Genomic DNA, 25,791 nt, shown 5'->3' with positions numbered 1-25,791 from the left:
AAAAACGCGATGACGGCCGCCAGTTATTGGCGCCGCCAATACACTTTTAACTGCCTCAAATCAAAAATTGTCACCAGAAGGTTAACTAAAATCCCTGCTCGTTAACCATTCAGCGTCCCTGACGGGCCGCATTTTTCAGGAAAAATTATGGAGCTGCTCTGCCCAGCCGGTAACCTTCCGGCGCTTAAGGCGGCCATCGAAAACGGCGCCGATGCCGTCTATATCGGGCTGAAAGATGACACCAACGCCCGCCACTTTGCCGGCCTTAATTTCACCGAAAAGAAACTGCAGGAAGCCGTCAGCTTTGTGCATCAGCACCGTCGTAAGCTGCATATCGCCATCAATACCTTCGCTCATCCCGACGGCTACGCCCGCTGGCAGCGAGCAGTGGATATGGCTGCTCAGCTGGGCGCCGATGCGCTCATTCTGGCCGATATCGCCATGCTGGAGTACGCTGCGGAGCGTTACCCACACATTGAGCGTCACGTTTCGGTGCAGGCTTCCGCCACCAATGAAGAGGCCATTCGCTTCTATCATCGCAACTTCGACGTCGCGCGCGTCGTACTGCCGCGCGTGTTGTCTATTCATCAGGTGAAACAGTTGGCCCGCGCTACGCCGGTGCCGTTGGAAGTCTTCGCCTTCGGCAGCCTGTGCATCATGGCGGAAGGCCGCTGCTATCTCTCTTCCTACCTGACCGGCGAATCGCCCAACACCGTCGGCGCCTGTTCGCCTGCCCGCTTCGTACGCTGGCAGCAAACGCCGCAGGGGCTGGAATCGCGTCTCAATGAAGTGCTGATTGACCGTTATCAGGATGGCGAAAATGCCGGTTATCCGACGCTGTGCAAAGGCCGCTACCTGGTTGATGGCGAGCGCTATCACGCGCTGGAGGAGCCCACCAGCCTCAACACCCTGGAACTGTTGCCGGAATTGATGGCCGCCAATATCGCCTCGGTGAAAATCGAAGGCCGTCAGCGCAGCCCGGCTTACGTGACCCAGGTGGCGAAAGTCTGGCGCCAGGCGATCGATCGCTGCAAAGCCGATCCGCAGAATTTCGTACCGCAGTCCGCCTGGATGGAGACCCTGGGCGCCATGTCCGAGGGGACACAAACTACCCTTGGCGCTTATCACCGTAAATGGCAGTGAGAAACATGAAATATTCATTAGGGCCGGTGCTGTACTACTGGCCAAAAGAGACGCTGGAAGATTTTTACCAGCAGGCGGCAAACTGCAGCGCCGACACCATTTATCTCGGCGAAGCGGTATGCAGCAAACGCCGCGCCACCAAAGTTGGCGACTGGATCGAAATGGCGAAAACGCTGGCCGCTAGCGGCAAGCAGGTGGTGCTCTCCACCCTCGCGCTGGTGCAGGCCTCTTCTGAACTGGGCGAGCTGAAACGCTATGTCGATAACGGCGAATTTCTGATTGAGGCCAGCGATTTGGGCGTGGTAAATCTCTGCGCCGAACGCAAGCTACCATTCGTCGCCGGGCATGCGCTGAACTGCTACAACGCCGTTACCCTGCGCCTGCTGCGGAAACAGGGCATGGTGCGCTGGTGCATGCCGGTGGAACTCTCCCGCGACTGGCTGGCTAATTTACTGACCCAGTGCGAAGAGCTGGGTATCCGCAACCAGTTTGAAGTCGAAGTGCTGAGCTACGGCCATCTGCCGCTGGCTTATTCCGCGCGCTGCTTTACCGCCCGCTCGGAAGACCGGCCAAAGGACGAGTGCGAAACCTGCTGCATCAAGTACCCAACCGGGCGCAGCATGCTGTCGCAGGAGAACCAGCAGGTGTTCGTGCTCAATGGTATTCAGACCATGAGCGGCTACGTCTATAACCTGGGCAATGAGCTGACCTCCATGCACGGCCTGGTGGATATGGTGCGCCTGTCGCCGATGGGCAACGAGACCTTCGCCATGCTCGAGGCCTTCCGCGCCAACGAAAACGGCGCTGCGCCGCTGGATCTCACCAGCAATAGCGATTGCAACGGCTACTGGAAACGATTGCCAGGACTGGTGCTTCAGGCCTGATAAACCGCTCACTTTGTTAACAACAGTGCTCAGATTTTAATGCATTATTAAAGATGCAGCTTTTCTGGCTGGCGCGTCCAGGATGCGCCAGGCTGGAAGAAGACCTTCAATCTGATGACGATGCTGTAGCAAAGTGAGCCTTTATGACTGACAAATCTGTTCCATTCTCGGTGCTCGATCTGGCGCCGATCCCGCAAGGATCTTCTGCCAAAGAAGCCTTTACCCACTCTCTGGATCTCGCCCGGCTGGCCGAATCGCGCGGCTATCATCGCTACTGGCTGGCGGAGCACCATAATATGGTCGGCATTGCCAGCGCAGCGACCTCGGTGCTGATTGGCTATCTCGCCGCCAACACCACCACCCTGCATCTCGGGTCCGGCGGCGTGATGCTGCCTAACCACTCTCCACTGGTGATAGCTGAGCAGTTCGGCACCCTGAACACCCTTTACCCCGGGCGGATCGACCTCGGCCTTGGCCGCGCGCCGGGCAGCGATCAGCCGACCATGCGCGCCCTGCGTCGCCATATGAGCGGCGATGTCGATAATTTCCCGCGCGATGTAGCGGAACTGGTGGACTGGTTTGACGCCCGCGATCCGAACCCGCACGTGCGCCCGGTTCCCGGCTACGGGGAGCGCATTCCAGTATGGCTGCTGGGCTCAAGCCTCTATAGCGCGCAACTGGCGGCGCAGCTCGGCCTGCCGTTTGCCTTCGCCTCGCACTTCGCGCCGGATATGTTGTTCCAGGCCCTACATCTGTATCGCAGCAATTTCAAACCTTCGGCGCGGCTGGAAAAACCGTACGCGATGGTGTGTATCAATATCATCGCCGCCGACAGCAACCGCGATGCGGAGTTTCTCTTCACCTCCATGCAGCAGGCGTTTGTGAAGCTGCGTCGCGGCGAGACCGGGCAGTTGCCGCCGCCGGTGGAAAATATGCATCAGCTGTGGTCAGCGTCCGAGCAGTATGGTGTGCAGCAGGCACTGAGCATGTCGCTGGTCGGCGATAAAACTAAAGTCCGCCATGGGCTAGAGTCGATTCTGCGTGAAACCGAGGCGGACGAAATCATGGTCAATGGCCAGATCTTCGACCACCAGGCGCGTCTGCATTCTTTCGATTTAGCGATGCAGGTGAAAGAGGAGCTGTTGGGGTAACACACACGTCAGCCCGGTGGACGTCGCGCCACCGGGCAATAGCTTTACTGATAAACCGGCAGCAGATTGACGCTCGACAGGATATGTACAACCGCATTGCCGAGGCCAAAGAGCAGGATCAGCACAATCATTGGCGTTCCGCCCCAAACGCGGAACTGTGGGCTGCCGAAGCGTTTGCGTGAGGCGCGAGCCAGCAGCGCCGGTACAATCGCCGCCCAGATCGTCGCCGCCAGGCCAGCATAGCCGATGGCGTAGAGGAAACCATCGGGTTTGACCAGTCCGCCAATCATCGGCGGGATAAAGGTCAGCAGCGCGGTTTTAAAGCGTCCCATCGCGCTATCGTCAAAGCCAAACAGATCCGCCAGGTAGTCGAACAGCCCCAGCGTCACGCCGAGGAACGAACTGGCGACAGCAAAGTTCGAGAACACCACCAGCAGCAGATCCAGACTCCGACTATTCAGCACGCCGCTCAGCGCCTGCACCAGCACATCAATGTTGCCGCCCTTCTGCGCGATGTCGATAAACTGCGGACGCGGGATATTGCCCATCGTCACCAGCAGCCAGACCACGTACAGACCCAGCGCCAGCAGCGTACCGTAGGTTAAGCAGCGGATGATGGTGCGCGGATCTTTTCCGTAGTATTTCATCAGGCTCGGCACGTTGCCGTGATAGCCAAACGAGGCCAGGCAGAACGGGAGCGTCATCAGCAGGTATGGCGCATAGGAGGCATTCTTCTCCGCAACGTTAAATAGCGTCGTCGGCTCGACGTGCCCGAGCAGGCTACCGAAGGTCAGGAAGAAGGTGATCACCTTAGCGCCCAGTACGATAGCCGTCATGCGGCTCACCGCTTTGGTGCTCATCCAGACGATAAACGCCACCAGCAGCGCAAAGCCGAAGCCCGCCGCGCGCGCCGGCACCTTCAGCGACAGTTCACTGAAGGTGTGGTGGAGGATCGAACCGCTCGCCGAAATATAGGCGTAGGTCAGGATATAGAGCACAAAGGCGATTGATACACCGTTCACCAGGTTCCAGCCCTTGCCGAGCAGGTCTTTGGTAATGGTGTCGAAGCTGGAGCCGATGCGGTAGTTAAGATTGGCCTCGAGGATCATCAAACCGGAGTGCAGCATGCAGAACCAGGTGAAGACCAGCGCCGCCAGCGACCAGAAAAACCACGCGCCGGACATCACCACCGGCAGCGAGAACATGCCCGCGCCGATAATCGTGCCGCCGATAATCACCACGCCGCCAAACAGAGACGGACGGGTTGCCGTAGTGGTTAGTGTCGCCATTTACCGAATTCTCCAGTCGAAAATACTTCGCTCACGTTGAGCATGACGCACTGTACCAGTACACGAGTACAAAGGGAATAAAAAAAGCCCCAATCATGACGATCGGGGCTGTATTATTTAGTTTACGCTAGCGGGCGGCGTTGATTACGCATCGCCACCGAAGCGACGGCGACCGGCTGAGTCATCGCGGCGCGGCGCGGATGCATCGTCACGACGCGGCGCACGGCCTTCACGACGTTCGCCGCTGAAACGACGTCCTTCACCACGACCGCCTTCACGACGTTCGCCACCGAAGCCACGGCCGCCTTCACGACGCTCGCCGCCAAAGCCACGGCCGCCTTCGCGACGCTCACCGCCGCCACGACGTTCGGTGCGCGGCTGCGCATCGCCCAGCAGCTGCATGTTCATCGGCTTGTTCAGGATACGGGTACGAGTAAAGTGCTGCAGCACTTCGCCCGGCATCCCTTTCGGCAGCTCAATGGTGGAGTGAGAAGCGAACAGCTTGATGTTACCGATGTAACGGCTGCTGATATCGCCTTCATTGGCGATCGCGCCAACGATATGACGCACTTCAACGCCGTCATCGCGACCCACTTCAATGCGATACAGCTCCATGTCACCCACGTCACGACGCTCACGCTTCGGACGATCTTCGCGATCGCCGCGCGGGCCGCGATCATTACGGTCGCCACGACGGTCGAAACGATCGTCACGATCGCGGAATTCACGACGTGGACGCATCGGCGCGTCCGGCGGAACGATCAGCGAACGTTCGCCCTGAGCCATCTTCAGCAGCGCAGCAGCCAGCGTTTCCACGTCCAGCTCTTCACCTTCCGCCGTCGGCTGGATTTTCGCCAGCAGTGCACGGTACTGATCCAGATCGCTGCTTTCCAGCTGCTGCTGAACTTTCGCGGCGAATTTTTCCAGACGACGCTTGCTCAGCAGCTCCGCGTTAGGCAGTTCCACTTCAGGAATGGTCAGCTTCATGGTGCGTTCGATGTTGCGCAGCAGACGACGCTCGCGGTTCTCAACGAACAGCAGCGCGCGGCCAGCACGACCGGCACGACCAGTACGGCCGATACGGTGAACGTAGGATTCAGAATCCATTGGGATGTCGTAGTTCACCACCAGGCTGATACGCTCAACGTCCAGGCCACGGGCCGCAACGTCAGTCGCAATCAGGATATCCAGACGACCATCTTTCAGGCGTTCCAGAGTCTGCTCACGCAGCGCCTGGTTCATGTCGCCGTTCAGCGCCGCGCTGTTGTAGCCATTACGCTCCAGCGCTTCAGCTACTTCCAGGGTCGCGTTTTTGGTACGGACGAAGATAATCGCCGCATCAAAGTCTTCCGCTTCCAGGAAACGCACCAGCGCTTCGTTTTTACGCATGCCGTAGGCAGTCCAGTAGCTCTGGCTGATATCCGGGCGAGTCGTCACGCTGGAATGAATGCGCACTTCCTGCGGCTCTTTCATAAAGCGACGGGTAATGCGACGGATAGCTTCCGGCATGGTGGCGGAGAACAGCGCGGTCTGATGCCCTTCCGGGATCTGCGCCATAATGGTTTCTACGTCTTCGATAAAGCCCATGCGCAGCATTTCATCTGCTTCATCCAGTACCAGGCCGCTCAGTTTGGAGAGGTCCAGGGTGCCGCGCTTCAGGTGGTCCAGCAGACGACCCGGGGTACCGACGACGATCTGCGGACCCTGACGCAGGGCGCGCAGCTGCACGTCATAACGCTGGCCGCCGTACAGGGCAACCACGTTCACGCCGCGCATATGTTTAGAGAATTCCGTCATTGCTTCAGCAACCTGTACCGCCAGCTCGCGGGTCGGCGCCAGCACCAGAATCTGCGGTGCTCTCAGCTCAGGATCGATGTTGTTCAGCAGCGGTAAAGAGAATGCTGCGGTTTTACCGCTACCGGTCTGGGCCATACCCAGAACGTCGCGGCCGTCCAGCAGATGCGGAATGCACTCAGCCTGGATCGGAGATGGTTTTTCGTAACCCAGATCGGTGAGCGCTTCAAGGATAGGAGCCTTCAGGCCCAGATCTGCAAAAGTGGTTTCGAATTCAGCCATGTAGTACGTGTGCCTCAAAATTAATGGCGGCCAGTCTACATAACTCATCGTGAAAATTTACGGTAATTTTCATTGAAAAGTGTGAACCGGCTCAAAGTAGGTGTATTAACGAACAACAACGCCCTCACCCGCGAAGGTGATGGCAAGCAAAAAACTATGGGCTGATGTGTTCGTCAGCTATTGCTGGTCCGATTCTGCCAGGTCATCTTGCTCCTGGCCCAAGAGCGATAATTCCAACAATGCGTATCGGTGCTCAACGTAGTTATGTACGTTGTTGGCGACCGCCAGTTTGAACAGTGCCGTAGCGCTGTCCTTGTCCCCCAGACTTAGGTAGTACTTACCTAAATAGAAGTTGGTTTCACTGAGATGCTCAGCGAGCGAGGTGTTATCCGTTGCGTCTGCCTTCAGACGAGTCATCAGCTCTTTTTCGCTAATGTCGCCAAGGTAGAACTCGACAATGTTCCATCCCCATTGCTCTTTATCCGACTTGTTTAAGCGCTCTCTGAGTGCTTCAAGCGCCCGCTTCTCGTCGAGTTTACGCTCGGCGATATAAAGCCACAGGCTACGGAAAGGATCATTGGGATCGTCTTGATAAAACGCCAGCAGATCATCTTGCGCTAACTTAGCCCGGCCGCCGTAATACAGGGCGATACCGCGGTTCAAGTGCGCGTAGTTGTAAGTTGGATCAAGCTCAAGTACAGAATCAAACGCTTCATAGGCAGCATCAAAATTGCCTGCCTGCGTTAAGTAAATGCCTAAGTAATTGAATACTTCCGGCATATCGGGTCGGATTGCCAGCGCTTGTGAAAAATCATTTCGCGCAAGTGCCCTCAGACCGAGACTATCATACAACACTCCGCGCTCATATAAAAGCTGTGCGCGTTCGTCATCGGATAAAGCCCGACTGGCAAGAATTTGTTCCATGCGTGCCAGAATCACTTCTTGCTGTAAAGTCGGTTGCAATGGTACTGCGAGGACGGCGTCCTTACGCCAGGCGGTGCTACTGCATCCTGCCAGCGTGAGAGCTGTCGCCACGAAACACCAGCGCAAAAAAGGCTTCATTTCCCACTCCCGAAGACAACGATTGGATGAACGTCCTGTTCCCCGGCTGCAAACGAGGCGTCCTGCCCGTAAAACGCCCTCCGCAAAAGCGGAGGGCTAACGGCAACCTTACTCGCCCTGCTCGGCAGCCGGAGCTTCCGGCGCTGCGGCAGACGGAGTCTGTTCAGTTGCTTCTTTAATGCTCAGACGGACACGGCCCTGGCGGTCAACTTCCAGAACCTTAACCGGTACTTCCTGACCCATCTGCAGGTAGTCAGTCACTTTCTCAACGCGCTTGTCAGCGATCTGCGAGATGTGAACCAGACCTTCTTTACCGCCGCCGATGGCAACGAATGCGCCAAAGTCAACGATACGGGTCACTTTACCATTGTAGATGCGGCCAACTTCGATCTCAGCAGTGATCTCTTCGATACGACGGATAGCATGCTGCGCTTTGTCGCCGTCGGTCGCTGCGATCTTCACGGTACCGTCATCTTCGATCTCGATGGTAGTACCGGTCTCTTCGGTCAGGGCACGGATAACAGAACCGCCTTTACCGATAACGTCTTTGATCTTGTCCGGGTTGATCTTGATGGTGTGGATACGCGGTGCGAATTCAGAGATATCGCCGCGCGGCGCGTTAATCGCCTGCTCCATCACGCCCAGGATGTGCAGACGCGCACCTTTAGCCTGGTTCAATGCAACCTGCATGATTTCTTTGGTGATACCTTCAATTTTGATATCCATCTGCAGCGCAGAGATACCGTCGCGGGAACCCGCAACTTTGAAGTCCATATCGCCGAGGTGGTCTTCGTCACCGAGGATGTCAGACAGCACGACGAAGTTGTCGCCTTCTTTCACCAGACCCATTGCGATACCCGCCACAGCGGCTTTTACCGGCACGCCCGCGTCCATCAGCGCCAGAGAGGCGCCGCAGACGGAAGCCATGGAAGAGGAACCGTTAGATTCGGTGATTTCCGATACCACGCGCACGGTGTACGGGAATTCTTCAATAGTCGGCATCACGGCCAGTACGCCGCGCTTCGCCAGACGACCGTGACCGATTTCACGACGCTTCGGAGACCCCACCATGCCAGTTTCGCCTACGGAGTACGGAGGGAAGTTGTAGTGGAACAGGAAGGAGTCGGTGCGCTCGCCCATCAGTTCGTCGATGTTCTGCGCATCGCGTGCGGTACCCAGAGTCGCGGTAACCAGCGCCTGCGTTTCACCACGGGTGAACAGCGCGGAACCGTGAGTACGCGGCAGAACGCCGGTACGAACGTCCAGACCACGGATCATATCTTTTTCACGGCCATCGATACGCGGCTCGCCGGCCAGTACGCGGCTACGAACCACGTTTTTCTCGATGGCGTGCAGGATTTCACCCAGCTCGTTAGCGTCCAGGGTTTCATCTTCAGCAACCAGCGTGGCGATGGTTTCAGATTTGATCACGTCAACCTGAGCGTAACGCTCTTGTTTGTCGGTGATACGGTAAGCATCGCTCAGACGGGATTCAGCCAGCGCAGCCACGCGCGCGTTCAGCGCTTCGTTGACCGCTTCCGGCTGCCAGTCCCAACGCGGTTTACCGGCTTCTTTCACCAGGTCGTTGATGTTCTGAATAACAATCTGCTGCTGCTCGTGGCCGAAGACCACCGCGCCCAGCATCTGGTCTTCGCTCAGCAGTTCCGCTTCGGATTCCACCATCAGCACGGCCGCTTCGGTACCGGCAACCACCAGGTCCAGTTTGCTGGACTTCAGTTCTTCCTGGGTTGGGTTCAGTACGTACTGGTCGTTGATGTAACCCACGCGCGCAGCGCCGATTGGGCCATTGAACGGAATACCAGACAGCGACAGCGCAGCGGAAGCACCAATCATCGCGACGATGTCTGGGTTAACCTGCGGGTTAACGGAAACGACGGTGGCGATAACCTGAACTTCGTTAACGAAGCCTTCCGGGAACAGCGGGCGAACCGGGCGGTCAATCAGACGCGCGATCAGGGTTTCGCCTTCGCTTGGACGGCCTTCACGACGGAAGAAACCACCCGGGATTTTACCGGCAGCGTAGGTACGCTCCTGGTAGTTAACGGTCAGCGGGAAAAAGTCCTGGCCTGGCTTCGCTTTTTTCTGACCCACAACGGTAACGAATACCGCAGTGTCATCCATGCTAACCATCACAGCGGCCGTTGCCTGGCGCGCCATCATGCCGGTTTCCAGGGTCACGGTATGCTGGCCGTACTGGAATTTACGAACGATCGGATTAAGCAAAATTCTATCCTTTTTATCTATAAATCACGCCATATCCACGACATAGCGTCTATTGACCCGATCTTCTGCATCCTCGCGACTAATGACAACCTTTACCCGCCCCTGCGGATGAAGCCTCTCATTAGCCGCGCGAACCTCTGCATGAAGATCATTACTAGCAACAATACATGAGTTTTGAATGAATTGCTGCCGCCCGGTCGAAAAAAGGGGCCGTCAGGCCCCTTTTTCTGAAACTCGCAGAATTAGCGACGCAGACCCAGACGCTCAATCAGCGCAGAGTAACGGGCAACATCTTTACGTTTCAGGTAGTCGAGCAGTTTACGACGCTGAGAAACCATGCGCAGCAGACCACGACGGCTGTGGTGATCTTTTTTGTGCTCTGCAAAGTGGCCCTGCAGGTGGTTGATCTGTGCGGTCAGCAGTGCAACCTGAACTTCGGTAGAACCGCTGTCGTTTTCGCCACGACCAAACTCAGAAACGATTTTTGCTTTAGCTTCAACGCTTAGAGACATTTTATAACTCCAAAAATTAAAAGAAAGAAAGGGTGCCGATCTCTAATTCAGCGACCCCTGATGCAACGCCCGAAAATGTTAAAACACGTTAGCGGACGTTAAGCGGCGATATTCTACTCGTAGCAGGCTTTTATCGCAAGAAAAGCGCTTACGCCGGGTATTCCACCACCAGACGACGCGGGGCCACGCGGCCTTCATCGTCAATTTCGCCCATGCCGAGAAACTTGCCGGACTCGCTCTCCATCACCCGCACCAGCCCGTTAAGCGGCGCGCCTGACTGACGTACCGGGTTGCCGTTCTTAAAGTAGACTGCGGAGGTTTCTGGAATATTAACCAGCGGGTAATCCGAGGCCGGGCTGTCCATCGGCATCAGCAGCGGATCAAGCAACTGAGCGGCAGGAATATCCTGCGCCGCCGCCTCATCGACCAGCGCCTGCAGCTGCTCGAGGGTCACCATCCGCTCGACCGGGTATTTGCTTACCGCCAGGCGACGCAGGAAAATCACGTGCGCGCCGCAGCCGAGCTTCTCACCTAAATCATCGATAATCGTCCGGATGTAGGTGCCTTTCGAGCAGTGGATCTCCAGCTCCAGCTCATCGCCTTCGCGGCGAATAAACAGCAGCTCATAAACGGTTATCGGCCGGGCTTCCCGCGGAACTTCAATACCCTGGCGAGCATATTCGTATAGCTTCTTGCCCTGATATTTCAGCGCCGAATACATCGACGGCACCTGCTGCGTCTCGCCGCGAAAGCTGTCCAGCGCCGCCGCCAGCTGTTCGTCGCTAAAAGTCAGCGGGCGCTCTTCCACCACCTGACCGTCGGCATCGGAGGTATCCGTGCGCTGGCCAAGTTTGGCGATCACGCGGTAACGCTTATCGGAGTCCAGCAGATACTGGGAAAACTTGGTCGCTTCGCCAAGGCAGATCGGCAGCATACCGGTCGCCAGCGGATCCAGCGCGCCGGTATGCCCGGCGCGGTTGGCGTTATAAATACGTTTTACTTTCTGCAGCACATCGTTACTGGAGGCGCCCTGAGGCTTGTCCAGCAACAATACGCCATGCACGTCGCGGCCGCGACGACGAGGACGACTCATCAGTCCTCCTTGCTGTCGTCCGGGTTCACACGACGCTCATCGTCGTGTTTCACCACGCTGGTGACCAGGTTGGACATACGCATCCCTTCCACCAGTGAGTTGTCGTAGAAGAAAGTCAGTTCCGGTACGATGCGCAGACGCATCGCTTTCCCCAGCAGAGAGCGGATAAAGCCAGAAGCTTCCTGCAGCGCTTTGATGCCCGCTTTCACCGCGGCTTCATCTTTGTCGTTAAGGAAGGTGACATACACCTTGGCATAGGCCAGGTCACGGGACATTTCCACACCGGAAACGGTGGTCATCATGCCCAGACGCGGATCTTTAATTTCACGCTGCAGGATGATGGCAATCTCTTTTTGCATCTCCTGGGCCACACGCTGCGGGCGACCAAATTCTTTCGCCATAATAAGTTCTCCAGAATAAAGACAAAAAAGGGGCCAAAAGCCCCTTTTTAAAATGATTGCCGGGTGGCGCTTCGCTTCCCCGGCTGCTTAGCCATCAAATGATTAATCGATGCTACGCTGGATTTCGATGATTTCGAACACTTCGATCATATCGCCAACGCGAACGTCGTTGTAGTTCTTCACGCCGATACCACATTCCATGCCGTTACGGACTTCGTTAACGTCATCTTTGAAGCGGCGCAGGGATTCCAGCTCGCCTTCATAGATAACCACGTTGTCACGCAGAACGCGGATTGGGTTGTGACGTTTGATCGTCCCTTCGGTAACCATACAGCCCGCGATGGCGCCGAATTTCGGCGATTTGAAGACATCACGCACTTCAGCCAGACCGATGATCTGCTGTTTCAGTTCCGGAGACAGCATGCCGCTCATCGCCGCTTTCACTTCGTCGATCAGGTTATAGATGACGGAGTAGTAACGCAGATCCAGGCTTTCCGCTTCGATAACTTTACGCGCAGAGGCATCGGCACGAACGTTGAAGCCAACCAGAATCGCGTTGGATGCTGCTGCCAGGGTAGCGTCGGTTTCGGTGATACCACCTACGCCGGAACCGATGATCTTCACTTTCACTTCGTCGGTAGACAGTTTCAGTAAGGAATCGGAAATCGCTTCGACAGAACCCTGTACGTCCGCTTTCAGTACGATGTTCACTTCGTGAACTTCGCCTTCGGTCATGTTAGCGAACATGTTTTCCAGTTTAGATTTCTGCTGACGCGCCAGCTTAACTTCACGGAATTTGCCCTGACGATACAGCGCCACTTCACGCGCTTTTTTCTCGTCACGCACTACGGTCACTTCATCACCGGCAGCCGGCACACCGGACAGGCCGAGGATTTCCACCGGAATGGACGGACCCGCTTCCAGCACTTCGCGACCCAGTTCGTCACGCATCGCGCGCACACGGCCATATTCGAAGCCGCACAGAACAATGTCGCCCTTGTGCAGAGTACCTTCGCGAACCAGAACGGTAGCTACCGGACCACGACCTTTATCAAGGAAGGATTCGATGACCGCGCCGCTCGCCATACCGTTGCGGACCGCTTTCAGCTCAAGAACTTCAGCCTGCAGCAGGATCGCGTCCAGCAGGTCGTCGATGCCGGTACCCGCTTTCGCGGAAACGTGGACGAACTGGCTCTCGCCGCCCCACTCTTCCGGCAGGATGCCGTACTGGGACAGTTCGTTCTTCACGCGATCCGGATCGGCTTCTGGCTTATCGATCTTGTTCACCGCCACTACCACCGGTACCTGCGCCGCTTTAGCGTGCTGGATAGCTTCGATAGTCTGCGGCATCACGCCGTCGTCTGCCGCCACCACCAGAACCACGATATCCGTCGCCTGCGCGCCACGAGCACGCATGGAGGTAAACGCGGCGTGGCCCGGGGTATCCAGGAAGGTGATCATGCCGTTGTCGGTTTCGACGTGGTAAGCACCGATGTGCTGGGTAATACCACCCGCTTCGCCGGAGGCAACCTTGGTAGAACGAATGTAGTCCAGCAGCGAGGTTTTACCGTGGTCAACGTGACCCATAATGGTCACGACCGGTGCGCGCGGTTCAGCCGCCGCGCCGGTGTCACGGTCGCTCATTACGGCTTCTTCCAGTTCGTTTTCACGACGCAGGATAACTTTGTGGCCCATCTCTTCGGCAACCAGCTGTGCGGTTTCCTGGTCGATGACCTGGTTGATGGTCGCCATGGCGCCCAGCTTCATCATCGCTTTGATGACCTGAGAACCTTTCACCGCCATCTTGTTAGCCAGTTCGCCAACGGTGATGGTTTCGCCGATTACGACGTCACGGTTAACGGCCTGCGCTGGCTTCTGGAAGCCCTGCTGCAGAGCGGAACCTTTACGGTGCTTACCGCCTTTACCGCCGCGCACGGCCGCGCGGGCTTCTTCACGATCAGCTTTCGATTCAGCGTGTTTGTTGCCTTTCTTCGCCGGACGAGCCGCTTTGCTGCTACGGCTACGGCCGCGACCGCCTTCGACTTCACGATCGTTATCATCTTCAGCCTGACGAGCATGCTGTGATGTGGTGACGTGATAGTCGCTGCTATCTTCCGGGCTGTCTGAGGTTTCAGACCAATTTTTTTCGTTTTCTTCAGCCATACGGCGTGCTTCTTCCGCTACACGGCGCGCTTCTTCTTCAAGTTTGCGGCGTGCTTCTTCTTCCGATTTGCGCTTCAATTCCGCGGCTTCGTTCTCGCGACGGATCTTTTCAGCCTGGGCGGTTTTGGTCATTTCGTCGGTATGTTGATTGCTCACTTTGTCTTTTTCCGCAGCTTCACGTTTCGCTTTATCAGCGACTTCACGTTTAGCTTGTTCTGCGGCCTCACGTTCAGCTTTTAATTGCGCCTCGCGTTTCGCTGCTTCTTCAGCTTCACGACGGGCCTGCTCTTCCGCTTCACGCTGCGCCTGCTCTTCCGCGGCCAGGCGTTCAGCCTCTTGCGGATCGCGTTTCACAAAGGTGCGTTTCTTGCGGACTTCGATTTGTACCGATTTACTCTTTCCACCGGTACCTGGAATATTCAACGTACTGCGCGTCTTACGCTGTAACGTCAGCTTGTCTGGCGCCGAGCCGTGTTCACGGTTCAGGTGCGTCAACAAAGTTTGTTTCTCTTGCGAGGTCACAGAATCATCAGCCGATTTGCGGATGCCTGCGTCAGCAAATTGCTGTATCAGGCGATCCACAGAGGTCTGAATCTCTGAGGCCAGCGCTTTAATAGTCACATCTGTCATGCTGTTCCTTCCTGCTACAGTTTATTACGCTTCGTCGCCGAACCAACAAATGTTGCGAGCGGCCATGATGAGCTCGCCAGCTTTCTCGTCGGTCATCCCTTCGATATCAGCCAGGTCATCAACGCCCTGCTCGGCGAGATCTTCCAGCGTACAAACACCACGGGCAGCCAGTTTGAATGCCAGGGCACGATCCAGACCTTCGAGATTCAACAGATCATCGGCAGGTTTGTTATCTCCCAGGCTTTCTTCCTGAGCCAGCGCCAGCGTAGTCAGTGCGTTTTTCGCACGCTCACGAAGTGCTTCAACGGTGGCTTCATCCAGACCGTCGATTTCCAGCAGTTCTTTCATCGGCACATAGGCCAGCTCTTCCAGCGAGGAGAAGCCTTCTTCAACCAGCACTGTCGCGAAATCTTCATCAATATCAAGATATTTGGTGAAGGTATCGATAGCGGCATGCGCTTCCGCCTGGTGCTTAGCCTGCAGATCGTCAACGGTCATGACGTTGAGTTCCCAGCCGCTGAGCTGTGAAGCCAGGCGGACGTTCTGACCGTTACGGCCGATCGCCTGCGCCAGGTTGCCCGCTTCTACCGCGATATCCATGGTGTGTTTATCTTCATCCACCACGATGGACGCGACGTCTGCCGGCGCCATAGCGTTAATCACGAACTGCGCCGGGTTATCATCCCACAGGACGATATCGATGCGTTCACCACCCAGCTCAGTCGACACGGCCTGCACACGCGCACCGCGCATACCGACGCAAGCGCCAACCGGGTCGATGCGCTTGTCGTTGGTTTTCACCGCGATTTTGGCACGAGAGCCCGGATCGCGAGCCGCCGCTTTGATCTCCAGCACTTCTTCACCGATTTCCGGCACTTCGATGCGGAACAGTTCGATCAGCATCTCAGGTTTGGAACGGGTGACGAACAGCTGGGCGCCACGCGCTTCCGGACGGACAGCGTACAGTACGCCGCGAATGCGGTCGCCCGGACGGAAGTTTTCACGCGGCAGCATATCTTCACGCAGGATCACGGCTTCAGCGTTGTTACCCAGATCCAGTGTGATATTGTCGCGGTTCACTTTTTTCACCACGCCGGTGATGATCTCACCTTCGTGCTCGCGGAACTGATCGACCACCATCGCGCGCTCGGCTTCGCGGACTTTCTGCACGATAACCTGCTTAGCGGTCTGTGTGGTGATACGGTCGAAGGTAACAGATTCGATCTGATCTTCGACATAGTCGCCGACGTTCATGCTTTCATCTTCGAAACGCGCTGCTTCCAGCGTGATCTCGCGCGTCGGCTGGGTGACTTCTTCTACAACCAGCCAACGACGGAAGGTATCGAAATCGCCGCTCTTGCGGTCGATTTCAACGCGAACGTCGATCTCTTGTTCGTATTTTTTCTTGGTGGCCGTTGCCAGCGCGCTTTCCAGCGCTTCGAAAATTTTCTCACGCGGCAGCGCTTTTTCGTTGGAAACGGCTTCAACAACAGCCAAAATTTCTTTGTTCATCGGGGCCTTTCACCTCAATCCAGACTGTTAAAAGTGGGGAACCAGGTTCGCCTTCTGGATGTTACTCAGCGCGAACACTTCATCTTTGCCTTCGACGGTTACCGTGATCATCTCACCGTCTACCGCTTTGATAATGCCCTGCCATTTGCGGCGGTTCTGAACCGCCATGCGCAGCACCAGCGCAACTTCTTCGCCGGTGAAACGTTGATAGTGTTCGGCGGTGAACATCGGACGGTCAAGACCAGGCGAAGAGACTTCCAGGTTGTAAGCGACAGTGATCGGGTCTTCGACATCCATGACGGCGCTTACCTGGTGGCTCACATCAGCACAATCATCAACGTTGATGCCATCTTCACTATCAATATAGATGCGCAGTGTGGATGTGCGACCGCGAATAAATTCGATGCCGACCAGCTCAAAGCCAAGCGCTTCAACCGGCGCAGTGAGCATCTCTGTCAATTTTTGCTCTAATGTGGACAAACCCACCCCCAAGACATAAAAAAAGGGCGTATAGCCCAGTTATTCTGAAGTCAGATAACAAAAAACCCCGATAAATCGGGGCTTTAGATAACTGAACCCTGAGATCGCCATGGCGATCTGGAACACCTTCCGCAAGAATTCTTTCAAATTCGGCTACGAAGGACACCTAGTCCTCACAGTATATTTGAAAAAGTACTTAATGGGAAAGTGGTTGCGGGGGCCGGATTTGAACCGACGACCTTCGGGTTATGAGCCCGACGAGCTACCAGGCTGCTCCACCCCGCGCCTGAAACGTGGCATATTTTACTCTTTATGAGCAAAAGACGCAAATACTGCTGGGATTTGGTACCGAAGACGGGACATAAAATCGAGATGAATTGTAACGGTGATTAGTATATTTTGTCAACATGCTTTTTAGCGCCCCCGATTGCCGTTTGTGCTGGTATTTCAGGCTTTTTTAGCAAAAAGATGATGAAGCACTTCCTGTCGCCAGTAAAAGATGGTTAAATGAATACTCACAATTAATGCATAAAAATGCAGTTAAGGTTGTTGGGTCGAACTCACCACAGTCTATCGAGCAGGGTTTTATTTTATGACGACGATTCTCAAGCATCTCCCGGTTGGTCAACGTATTGGTATCGCTTTCTCTGGTGGACTGGATACCAGCGCCGCGCTGTTATGGATGCGCAAAAAAGGCGCCGTGCCTTATGCATATACCGCTAACCTGGGTCAACCGGACGAAGACGACTACGATGCTATCCCGCGCCGCGCGAAAGAGTACGGCGCTGAAGGCGCCCGTCTGATCGACTGCCGCAAACAGCTGGTCGCAGAAGGGATCGCCGCGATTCAGTGTGGCGCTTTCCATAACACCACCGGTGGGTTGACCTACTTCAACACCACGCCGCTAGGCCGCGCGGTCACCGGCACCATGCTGGTGGCGGCGATGAAAGAAGACGGCGTTAACATTTGGGGCGATGGCAGCACCTATAAAGGCAACGATATCGAACGTTTCTATCGTTACGGCCTGCTGACCAACGCTGAACTGCAGATTTACAAACCGTGGCTGGACAGCGACTTTATCAATGAGCTCGGCGGTCGTCACGAAATGTCCGAATTTATGATCGCCTGCGGCTTTGATTACAAGATGTCGGTCGAGAAAGCCTACTCCACCGACTCCAATATGCTCGGCGCGACCCATGAAGCGAAAGATCTCGAATTCCTGAACTCCAGCGTCAAGATCGTCAACCCGATTATGGGCGTGAAGTTCTGGGACGAAAACGTGAAGATCCCTGCGGAAGAGGTCACCGTACGCTTTGAGCAGGGCCATCCGGTGGCGCTGAATGGTAAAACCTTTGCCGATGACGTCGAGATGATGCTGGAAGCCAACCGCATCGGCGGTCGTCACGGCCTGGGCATGAGCGACCAGATTGAAAACCGGATTATCGAAGCGAAAAGCCGCGGCATTTATGAAGCTCCGGGGATGGCGCTGCTGCATATTGCCTACGAGCGTTTGCTGACCGGTATCCATAACGAAGATACGATTGAGCAATATCACGCCCATGGTCGCCAGTTGGGCCGCCTGCTGTATCAGGGCCGCTGGTTTGATTCCCAGGCGCTGATGCTGCGTGATTCGCTGCAGCGCTGGGTCGCCAGCCAGATCACCGGCGAAGTCACCCTCGAACTGCGTCGCGGTAACGACTACTCGATCCTTAATACGGTATCAGACAACCTGACCTATAAAGCGGAGCGTCTGACCATGGAAAAAGGCGATTCCATGTTTACTGCCGAAGACCGTATCGGCCAGCTGACCATGCGTAATCTGGACATCACCGATACCCGCGAGAAGCTGTTCGGCTATGCCCAGTCTGGCCTGCTGAGCGCCTCCTCGGCAACCGGTTTACCGCAGGTTGAAAATCTGGAAAACAAAGGCAAATAATCGCCTGACAATGTTGCTTTCCGCCGGCGGATCACCGCCGGCTTTTTATTTTGAATGACCCACCAACTTAAAAAAAATGCCATGACGCATTTTTTCCTTATCGCCAGACCAGCAAAACTGTTGACTATAATAGCCTCAATTGATTAATTCATATCTGGTGATGCACATCATGAATATTAAACCGCCGATCAGGCCGCAAAAGACCATTGACCGACTGATCGATGTACTTGAGCCACACGCGACCCCCGTTAACGCGATCGCCAGAAAAAGACTGACATGGGAATATAAAGGCAAAACCCAGCTCTTTATTTTTAAAAAAGGCGAGCTGTCGATTATTCGTAATTCCGACAGGCTACTGATGGTGACCGTCTATGAGCCGCATCTTTTCGGCGTGGCGGAAATGCTGCAGCCCAGCCGCAGCCACAGCCTGCGAGCCGAGGTATCATGCGAACTGCTACGGATCGACCATGACCTGGCTTCGGCGCTTTTTCGCCAGCATAACCTATGGGAAGAGGTGACCAGCCTGTTGGCTTATCATACCTCGTATATGGTGTATCGTGACGATCTGGTCCTGCAGCAGCGCACCTATTCGGTCATCCGTAACCATCTGCTGGAGATGATGCTATTAAGCGAAGAGACCCGACAGCGGGTATCTATTCTTGAGTATATTCAGGACAGGACCCTTCTGTCGCGTAGCAGTATTCTCAATGTATTGTCAGCATTAAAGAAAGGCGGTTATATTACCTTTGCCCGCGGCGGTTATTTACAAAATATCGTCTCACTTCCTGAAAAATTCTGACCCGCACTCCTCCTATCATTTATTGTTATTTGCTGCAGCGGGGAAGATGTTTAAATTTAAACCAATAACCGTTACCGCTAAAAGAACAAAAATTTTATGCTAAGCGCCTGGGTTTCCCGGAAGACAATCTATTACTGAGTTCGCCAGCAGACGACCACAAACGGCGTTAACCGCCGGGTCTGCACCGGCTCAGGATATGCCAGCGGAAATCGGCCAGACGTGTGCGGCGGTAGCGAGAGTTGCCCCCTCGCCTGCCGCGACCATAACAATGAGATGCACGAACCCGTTAATTATGCCCGAACGCCCATATCGGGCTTTTTTTTATCTGAAGGAATTTAATAATGAAGTCTATTGCTGCAAAAATGGTTGCCGTAACGATCGCTTTGGGAGCCAGCAGCGCTGCCTGCGCAGCCGTTAACCTGCATGGAGAAGCTGGCGCCGAGTTTACCAATCTGTCCGCCAGCTTTGGCGCCGGGGAACCGGGTATGACGTTCAGTTCTCAGTGGGCTCATAGCGACAACGATGGAGATAGTGTAGGACTGGGAATGGGTTATAACTTTAACCTTGGCCCTTTTCTGATGACCCTGGGCGGTAAGGCGGTCTATCTGAACCCAAAAGATGGTGATGAAGGTTACGCCATCGCCGCCGGTGGTGGCGCTGAACTCCCCCTTGGTCAGTATTTCACGTTTTTTCGGCGAGGGATATTACTCACCGGACTCAATGTCCAGCGGCGTTGAGGATTATGTGGAGGCCAATGCCGGGGTACGCCTTAACGTGCTCCCGTCTCTGAATATCGAAGCTGGCTATCGCTATATTGATATGGCAGGGAAAGATGGCAATCGCGATAACACGCTGGCCGACGGCGCTTACGCCGGGGTTAACTTCCGCTTTTAACTCTTCACAGGGATTGCCGGTCGGCAGTCCCTGTTTCATTCTCAGCTGGTCAGCGGCACGCTTTTCAGGACGCGGTTGATCTCTTGTAGGCCTGCAATATTATTCTCTTTGCGGTAAACCTCATTCATGGACGCCATCTGCTCCAGGCGGGTCAGGGCGCCATACACCTTATACGCCTCGCTGTGTCTGTCGAACACATCGCGGCGCTCCACGTCCTGCAGATAATGACTTTTCAACGAATGGTTAAGGCGACTAATCAGTGCCGTATTGTCCTGGAAATAGCGCCTCACCGCCTGGGCATGATTCGCTGTAGTCCCAGACTCACTGGGCGATACCGGTACGGTTAGCGCATTAATCGTCTCCACCGTTTGGGAGGGCGATGTTGAACTGCACCCAGCTAAACCGAGTACGCCGGCGACGATAAGCAACCCGATCTTGTTCATTGTGTCACTTCACCTCTGTTAATTTGACGAGGCGACTTTAACGACAGTAAAAGGAGGCAACCAGCGAAGAGATGTTTATAAATAAATGTCCAGCGGGGACAAAAACAAAAAAAGACGCTTTTCAGCGTCTTTTTTCTGGAATATTGGTACCGAGGATGGGACTCGAACCCACAAGCCCGTTAGGGCACTACCACCTCAAGGTAGCGTGTCTACCAATTCCACCACCTCGGTACAGAATACTTAGTGCGGGATATCGCTGGTCGGCTGAGCCGGCGCAGTTGGCTGAGTTTGCTCCGTTTTCGGCGCGCTCAGATTATCCCACTCACTTCCTTTACTGGTCTTGTTGCTGTTGATATTACCCAGCGCCAGACTGATGATGAAGAACAGCGCAGCCAGGATGCCGGTCATACGGGTCATAAAGTTGCCAGAACCGCTGGACCCAAACAGTGTGCCGGAAGCGCCTGCACCGAAGGAGGCTCCCATATCAGCGCCTTTACCTTGCTGCAGCATAACCAGACCTACAAGGCCAATCGCTACAATAAGGAAAACAACCAAAAGAGCTTCGTACATAATCAACCTGTTCCTTGCGGATTCGCCGCATACCAAGTGCTTCGACCAATAAAGCGGGACGTTTTAACGTTTCCCACTGAAGCGGGTGTGAATACTAACCAAAGCGAATGACCTTCGCAAGGGCAATTTCGACACATTGTATCAACTGCAGAAAAAAACAGCAAAAAGCCAATTTTCGATCATAAAAAAGGCGGCAAGCGCCGCCTTTTTAACCACTTAGCCGGCAAAGCTAAACGCTTTTTACCGCCTCAGCGATGCGGTGCGCAAACTCGTGCACCTGATCTTCATGCTCGCCTTCCACCATCACGCGGATTAGCGGCTCCGTACCCGATTTACGCAGCAGGACACGGCCGCGTTTTCCTAACGCCGCCTCCACTTCCGCGGTCACCGCTTTGACGTGCTCATTCTCCAGCGGGTTACCGCTGCCCTCGGTAAAGCGGACATTCACCAGCAGCTGAGGGAACATTTTCATCCCGCTGCACAGGTCATGCAGGCTCATGTGGTTGCGGACCATCGCCGCGACCACCTGCAGGCTGGCAACAATGCCATCGCCGGTGGTGGTTTTATCCAGCAGGATCACATGGCCGGAGTTTTCCGCACCGATGCGCCAGCCTTTTTCCTGGAGCATCTCCAGTACATAGCGGTCACCGACCTTCGCGCGGGCAAACGGGATGCCTAACTGCTTGAGCGCCAGCTCCAGCCCCATATTACTCATCAGCGTGCCGACGGCGCCGCCGCGCAGCTGCCCCTGACGCAATCCTTCCCGGGCTATGATATAGAGGATCTGGTCGCCATCGACTTTATTGCCTTCGTGGTCAACCATAATCACCCGATCGCCATCGCCGTCGTAGGCAATACCCAGATCGGCTTTTTCCGCCAGCACGCGCGCCTGCAGCGCCCGCACGTCAGTGGCGCCGACCTCTTCGTTGATGTTGAGACCGTCTGGCTCGCAGCCCATCGCGATAACCTGGGCTCCCAGCTCGCGGAAGACATTAGGGGCGATGTGATAGGTCGCGCCGTGCGCGCAATCCACCACCACTTTCAGCGTTCCCAGGCTCAGTTCGTTGGGAAAGGTACCCTTACAAAATTCAATGTAGCGCCCCGCCGCATCGACGATACGGCTGGCTTTGCCCAGCTCAGCCGAATCCACGCAGGTGAGCTCTTTCTCCATTTCGGCTTCAATCGCCTCTTCGACATCATCCGGCAGTTTGGTGCCCTCAATGGAGAAGAATTTAATGCCGTTGTCGTAGAAAGGGTTATGTGAAGCAGAGATAACAATCCCCGCCTCGGCGCGGAAGGCGCGCGTCAGGTAGGCGATGGCCGGTGTCGGCATAGGCCCGGTGAACGACGCAGAGAGCCCCGCTGCCGCCAGTCCAGCTTCCAGCGCCGATTCCAGCATATAGCCCGAAATACGGGTATCCTTGCCGATGATAATTTTACGCGAACCGTGACGCGCTAACACTTTGCCCGCCGCCCAGCCCAGCTTGAGCACAAACTCCGGAGTGATCGGCGCATCGCCGACGCGGCCACGAATACCATCGGTGCCAAAATACTTGCGGTTACTCATAACGTTTTTTTCCCTTAGCGGCGAGGGTGGCTTCCACCACGCGCAGCGCTTCTACCGTTTCTTTGACATCATGGACGCGGATAATCTGCGCGCCCTGCATTGCTGCAATGACGGCACACGCCAGGCTGCCGTTCAGCCGCTCCGACGGCCCGACGTTCAGCAACTGACCTACCATCGACTTACGTGACATACCGACCAGCAGCGGCAGACCAAAGTGATGAAACTCCCCAAGCCTGGCCAACAGTTGGTAATTGTGGGAGAGATTTTTACCGAAACCGAATCCCGGGTCGAGCAGCAATTTTTCTTTTGCGATCCCCGCCTGTTCGCAGCGCACAATGTGCTCATTAAAAAAACGCTCAACATCGGCGAAGACGTCCTCATACTTCGGCGCCTCCTGCATGGTTTTTGGTTGTCCCTGCATATGCATCAGACACACTGGCAGTCCGGTTTCCGCGGCGGCCTGCAGCGCGCCGGGCTCGGTCAGCGAACGAATATCGTTGATGATATGCGCCCCGGCCCGGGCCGATTGGCGAATAACCTCCGCCTTGGAGGTATCCACTGAGATCCATACCTCAAAGCGCTGGGCAATGGCTTCAACCACCGGTATCACCCGCGCAAGCTCCTCTTCCACACTAACCTCAGCCGCCCCTGGCCGCGTCGATTCACCGCCGATATCAATGATGGTCGCGCCGGCGTTGATCATCAGATTGGCATGCTTCACCGCCTCAATCAGCGAATTATGGGCGCCGCCATCGGAGAAGGAGTCAGGCGTCATATTTAGAATACCCATCACGTGGGGGTGAGAGAGATCGAGGGTTGAGCCCTGGGCTACAAGTTTCATCACAAAATCCCTGAGACTGAAGAGGTTAAAAAAGAAAAACCCCGGAGCGGACGCCCGGGGTTTTAAGGTTAAACAAGCATCAACAGCGGTAGCTTACTTGTCGCCCAGCTGCTCTGACATGGTGTTGCCCGGGTTCGGCGTACGCGGTTCATCAACCGGACGCGGCGCACGAGGCGTGCCATTGTTGTCAGAGTTGTTAGAAGAACCAGGTTCTTCCCAACCCGCTGGCGGACGAACTTCGCGACGAGCCATCAGGTCGTCAATCTGCGGCGCATCGATGGTCTCATACTTCATGAGCGCATCTTTCATCGCGTGCAGAATGTCCATGTTGTCGTTCAGCAGCTGGCGAGCACGACCGTAGTTACGCTCAATCAGCGATTTCACTTCCTGGTCGATGATACGCGCGGTTTCATCGGACATATGCTTCGCTTTCGCGACGCTACGGCCGAGGAAGACTTCACCCTCTTCTTCCGCATACAGCAGCGGACCGAGTTTGTCGGAGAAGCCCCACTGGGTCACCATGTTACGCGCCAGGTTCGTCGCCACTTTAATATCGTTGGACGCACCGGTAGAAACATGTTCCGGACCGTAGATAATCTCTTCCGCCAGACGACCGCCGTACAGGGTGGAGATCTGGCTTTCCAGTTTCTGACGGCTGGCGCTGATTGCATCGCCTTCCGGCAGGAAGAAGGTCACACCCAGCGCACGACCGCGCGGGATAATCGTCACTTTGTGCACCGGATCGTGCTCCGGCACCAGGCGACCAATAATCGCGTGGCCCGCTTCATGATAAGCAGTAGACTCTTTCTGCGCTTCCGTCATCACCATGGAGCGACGTTCCGCACCCATCATGATTTTGTCTTTCGCTTTCTCGAACTCAACCATCGACACAACGCGTTTGTTACCGCGGGCAGCAAACAGCGCCGCTTCGTTGACCAGGTTGGCCAGATCCGCACCGGAGAAGCCCGGGGTACCGCGCGCAATGATTGCCGCATCGATATCCGGCGCCAGCGGAACGCGACGCATATGCACTTTCAGGATCTGCTCACGACCGCGAACATCCGGCAGGCCAACCACCACCTGGCGGTCAAAACGGCCCGGACGCAACAGCGCGGGGTCAAGAACGTCCGGACGGTTAGTCGCCGCGATAACGATGATACCTTCGTTACCTTCGAAGCCGTCCATCTCAACCAGCATCTGGTTCAGGGTCTGCTCACGTTCATCGTGTCCACCGCCCAGGCCTGCGCCACGCTGGCGGCCGACGGCGTCGATTTCATCGATGAAGATGATGCAAGGCGCGGCTTTCTTAGCCTGTTCGAACATGTCACGCACACGAGAAGCGCCCACACCGACGAACATTTCGACGAAGTCAGAACCGGAAATGGTAAAGAACGGTACCTTCGCTTCACCAGCGATCGCTTTCGCCAGCAGCGTTTTACCGGTACCCGGAGGGCCGACCATCAGGACGCCTTTCGGGATTTTACCGCCAAGTTTCTGGAAGCGGCTCGGCTCACGCAGGTATTCTACCAGCTCGCCGACTTCCTCTTTTGCTTCGTCACACCCGGCAACGTCTGCAAAAGTGGTTTTGATCTGGTCTTCCGTCAACATACGGGCTTTGCTTTTGCCGAAGGACATCGCGCCCTTCCCGCCGCCGCCCTGCATTTGCCGCATAAAGAAGATCCAGACGCCGATCAGCAGCAGCATTGGGAACCAGGAGATGAAGATGGAAGCCAGCAGGCTCGGCTCTTCTGGTGGTTCGCCAACAACTTTGACGTTTTTAGTCAACAGGTTATCGAGCAGCTTCGGATCGTTAACCGGAATGTAAGTCGTGTAACGGTTACTATCTTTCTTGGTAACGTTGATCTCACGTCCGTTGATACGCGCTTCGCGAACCTGGTCCTGATTGACCTCTTGCAGGAAGGTAGAATAATCCACCTTGCGGCCATTCGACTCGCTGGGCCCAAAGCTCTGGAATACTGACATCAGCACAACGGCAATGACCAGCCAGAGTATTAGGTTTTTCGCCATGTCACTCAAGGGATTAACCTCTTATTACAACTGTGTTAAAAACAGCGTCAGGATACTCTATATCCAGTTTCTT

Annotated in this window: 21 protein-coding genes, 2 tRNA genes and 1 pseudogene; 6 read left to right on the top strand and 18 right to left on the bottom strand. The window is 55.5% G+C overall.

The features are described 5' to 3' along the window. Positions 1–147 precede the first annotated feature (147 nt). The 3 genes from HMPREF1024_RS03640 to HMPREF1024_RS03650 all read left to right on the top strand — a co-directional run bounded on the left by HMPREF1024_RS03640 (position 148) and on the right by HMPREF1024_RS03650 (position 3,178). Entirely contained in the window at positions 148–1,143 is a 996-nt protein-coding gene (locus tag HMPREF1024_RS03640) for a peptidase U32 family protein (RefSeq protein ID WP_002918232.1), read from the top strand. Positions 1,144–1,148: 5 nt separating this feature from the next. Further along, positions 1,149–2,027, top strand: coding sequence for a U32 family peptidase (locus HMPREF1024_RS03645; protein WP_002918233.1), 879 nt, complete (start codon positions 1,149–1,151; stop codon positions 2,025–2,027). A 143-nt stretch (positions 2,028–2,170) separates the two neighbouring features. After that, positions 2,171–3,178, top strand: coding sequence for an LLM class flavin-dependent oxidoreductase (locus tag HMPREF1024_RS03650; protein ID WP_002918234.1), 1,008 nt, complete (start codon positions 2,171–2,173; stop codon positions 3,176–3,178). Positions 3,179–3,222: 44 nt separating this feature from the next. On the opposite strand, the gene mtr is transcribed toward HMPREF1024_RS03650, so the two are convergent. The 12 genes from mtr to HMPREF1024_RS03705 all read right to left on the bottom strand — a co-directional run bounded on the left by mtr (position 3,223) and on the right by HMPREF1024_RS03705 (position 16,925). After that, complete coding sequence (mtr, locus tag HMPREF1024_RS03655; protein ID WP_004185824.1) at positions 3,223–4,467, bottom strand: tryptophan permease; 1,245 nt, start codon at positions 4,465–4,467, stop codon at positions 3,223–3,225. Positions 4,468–4,611: 144 nt separating this feature from the next. Continuing rightward, on the bottom strand, positions 4,612–6,543 hold the full coding sequence (deaD, locus tag HMPREF1024_RS03660) for an ATP-dependent RNA helicase DeaD (protein ID WP_009309641.1): 1,932 nt from the start codon (positions 6,541–6,543) through the stop codon (positions 4,612–4,614). Beyond that, positions 6,536–6,616 carry a protein YrbN gene (gene yrbN, locus HMPREF1024_RS30835; protein WP_085903200.1) on the bottom strand — a complete coding sequence of 27 codons (81 nt, stop codon included), beginning with the start codon at positions 6,614–6,616 and terminating at the stop codon, positions 6,536–6,538. The genes deaD and yrbN overlap by 8 nt, the downstream gene beginning before the upstream one ends. 104 nt (positions 6,617–6,720) lie before the next feature. Further along, positions 6,721–7,605, bottom strand: a complete 885-nt coding sequence (nlpI, locus tag HMPREF1024_RS03665) for a lipoprotein NlpI (RefSeq protein WP_002918241.1) — start codon at positions 7,603–7,605, stop codon at positions 6,721–6,723. Positions 7,606–7,713: 108 nt separating this feature from the next. Next, positions 7,714–9,849, bottom strand: a complete 2,136-nt coding sequence (gene pnp / locus HMPREF1024_RS03670; protein WP_004150944.1) for a polyribonucleotide nucleotidyltransferase — start codon at positions 9,847–9,849, stop codon at positions 7,714–7,716. A gap of 242 nt (positions 9,850–10,091) precedes the next feature. Continuing rightward, entirely contained in the window at positions 10,092–10,361 is a 270-nt protein-coding gene (gene rpsO, locus HMPREF1024_RS03675; protein ID WP_002918244.1) for a 30S ribosomal protein S15, read from the bottom strand. Between the two features lie 148 nt (positions 10,362–10,509). Then, positions 10,510–11,454, bottom strand: coding sequence for a tRNA pseudouridine(55) synthase TruB (gene truB, locus HMPREF1024_RS03680; RefSeq protein WP_004144892.1), 945 nt, complete (start codon positions 11,452–11,454; stop codon positions 10,510–10,512). Next, entirely contained in the window at positions 11,454–11,855 is a 402-nt protein-coding gene (gene rbfA, locus HMPREF1024_RS03685) for a 30S ribosome-binding factor RbfA (RefSeq protein WP_002918248.1), read from the bottom strand. The genes truB and rbfA overlap by 1 nt, the downstream gene beginning before the upstream one ends. Before the next feature lie 102 nt (positions 11,856–11,957). After that, positions 11,958–14,648 (bottom strand): translation initiation factor IF-2, encoded by a 2,691-nt coding sequence (gene infB / locus HMPREF1024_RS03690; RefSeq protein WP_002918250.1) that lies wholly within the window; start codon positions 14,646–14,648, stop codon positions 11,958–11,960. 24 nt (positions 14,649–14,672) lie between these two features. Continuing rightward, positions 14,673–16,160: a transcription termination factor NusA gene (nusA, locus tag HMPREF1024_RS03695; protein WP_002918252.1), complete on the bottom strand. Its 1,488-nt coding sequence runs from the start codon at positions 16,158–16,160 to the stop codon at positions 14,673–14,675. A gap of 27 nt (positions 16,161–16,187) precedes the next feature. Next, entirely contained in the window at positions 16,188–16,640 is a 453-nt protein-coding gene (gene rimP / locus HMPREF1024_RS03700; RefSeq protein ID WP_002918364.1) for a ribosome maturation factor RimP, read from the bottom strand. A gap of 208 nt (positions 16,641–16,848) precedes the next feature. Further along, positions 16,849–16,925: transfer RNA gene (locus HMPREF1024_RS03705), tRNA-Met, on the bottom strand. Between the two features lie 307 nt (positions 16,926–17,232). On the opposite strand from HMPREF1024_RS03705, the gene argG reads away from it, so the two are divergent. The 3 genes and pseudogenes from argG to HMPREF1024_RS0127490 all read left to right on the top strand — a co-directional run bounded on the left by argG (position 17,233) and on the right by HMPREF1024_RS0127490 (position 20,269). Further along, complete coding sequence (gene argG / locus HMPREF1024_RS03710) at positions 17,233–18,576, top strand: argininosuccinate synthase (RefSeq protein ID WP_004144895.1); 1,344 nt, start codon at positions 17,233–17,235, stop codon at positions 18,574–18,576. Between the two features lie 169 nt (positions 18,577–18,745). Next, entirely contained in the window at positions 18,746–19,375 is a 630-nt protein-coding gene (locus HMPREF1024_RS03715; RefSeq protein WP_015959057.1) for a winged helix-turn-helix transcriptional regulator, read from the top strand. A 341-nt stretch (positions 19,376–19,716) separates the two neighbouring features. Then, positions 19,717–20,269: pseudogene (locus tag HMPREF1024_RS0127490) on the top strand (YfaZ family outer membrane protein). Positions 20,270–20,310: 41 nt separating this feature from the next. Here the strand turns inward: HMPREF1024_RS0127490 and HMPREF1024_RS31465 are convergent. From HMPREF1024_RS31465 to ftsH, 6 genes are all read right to left on the bottom strand, one after another. Continuing rightward, positions 20,311–20,559, bottom strand: coding sequence for a hypothetical protein (locus HMPREF1024_RS31465; RefSeq protein ID WP_002918368.1), 249 nt, complete (start codon positions 20,557–20,559; stop codon positions 20,311–20,313). A gap of 297 nt (positions 20,560–20,856) precedes the next feature. Beyond that, positions 20,857–20,943, bottom strand: a tRNA-Leu gene (locus HMPREF1024_RS03725). A 9-nt stretch (positions 20,944–20,952) separates the two neighbouring features. Next, entirely contained in the window at positions 20,953–21,282 is a 330-nt protein-coding gene (secG, locus tag HMPREF1024_RS03730) for a preprotein translocase subunit SecG (protein ID WP_002918369.1), read from the bottom strand. A 229-nt stretch (positions 21,283–21,511) separates the two neighbouring features. After that, positions 21,512–22,849: a phosphoglucosamine mutase gene (gene glmM, locus HMPREF1024_RS03735; protein WP_002918370.1), complete on the bottom strand. Its 1,338-nt coding sequence runs from the start codon at positions 22,847–22,849 to the stop codon at positions 21,512–21,514. Beyond that, positions 22,842–23,690 (bottom strand): dihydropteroate synthase, encoded by an 849-nt coding sequence (gene folP / locus HMPREF1024_RS03740; protein ID WP_009309637.1) that lies wholly within the window; start codon positions 23,688–23,690, stop codon positions 22,842–22,844. Before folP ends, glmM begins: the two co-directional genes overlap by 8 nt. Before the next feature lie 93 nt (positions 23,691–23,783). Beyond that, on the bottom strand, positions 23,784–25,718 hold the full coding sequence (gene ftsH / locus HMPREF1024_RS03745) for an ATP-dependent zinc metalloprotease FtsH (protein ID WP_002918372.1): 1,935 nt from the start codon (positions 25,716–25,718) through the stop codon (positions 23,784–23,786). Positions 25,719–25,791: the final 73 nt, after the last annotated feature.

It is taken from the genome of Klebsiella sp. 4_1_44FAA, assembly GCF_000238715.1.
GTDB classification, from domain to species: Bacteria; Pseudomonadota; Gammaproteobacteria; order Enterobacterales; family Enterobacteriaceae; genus Klebsiella; species Klebsiella pneumoniae.
Note: the sequence above shows the minus strand (reverse complement) of the source record. Positions and strands in the feature narration are given on the sequence as shown.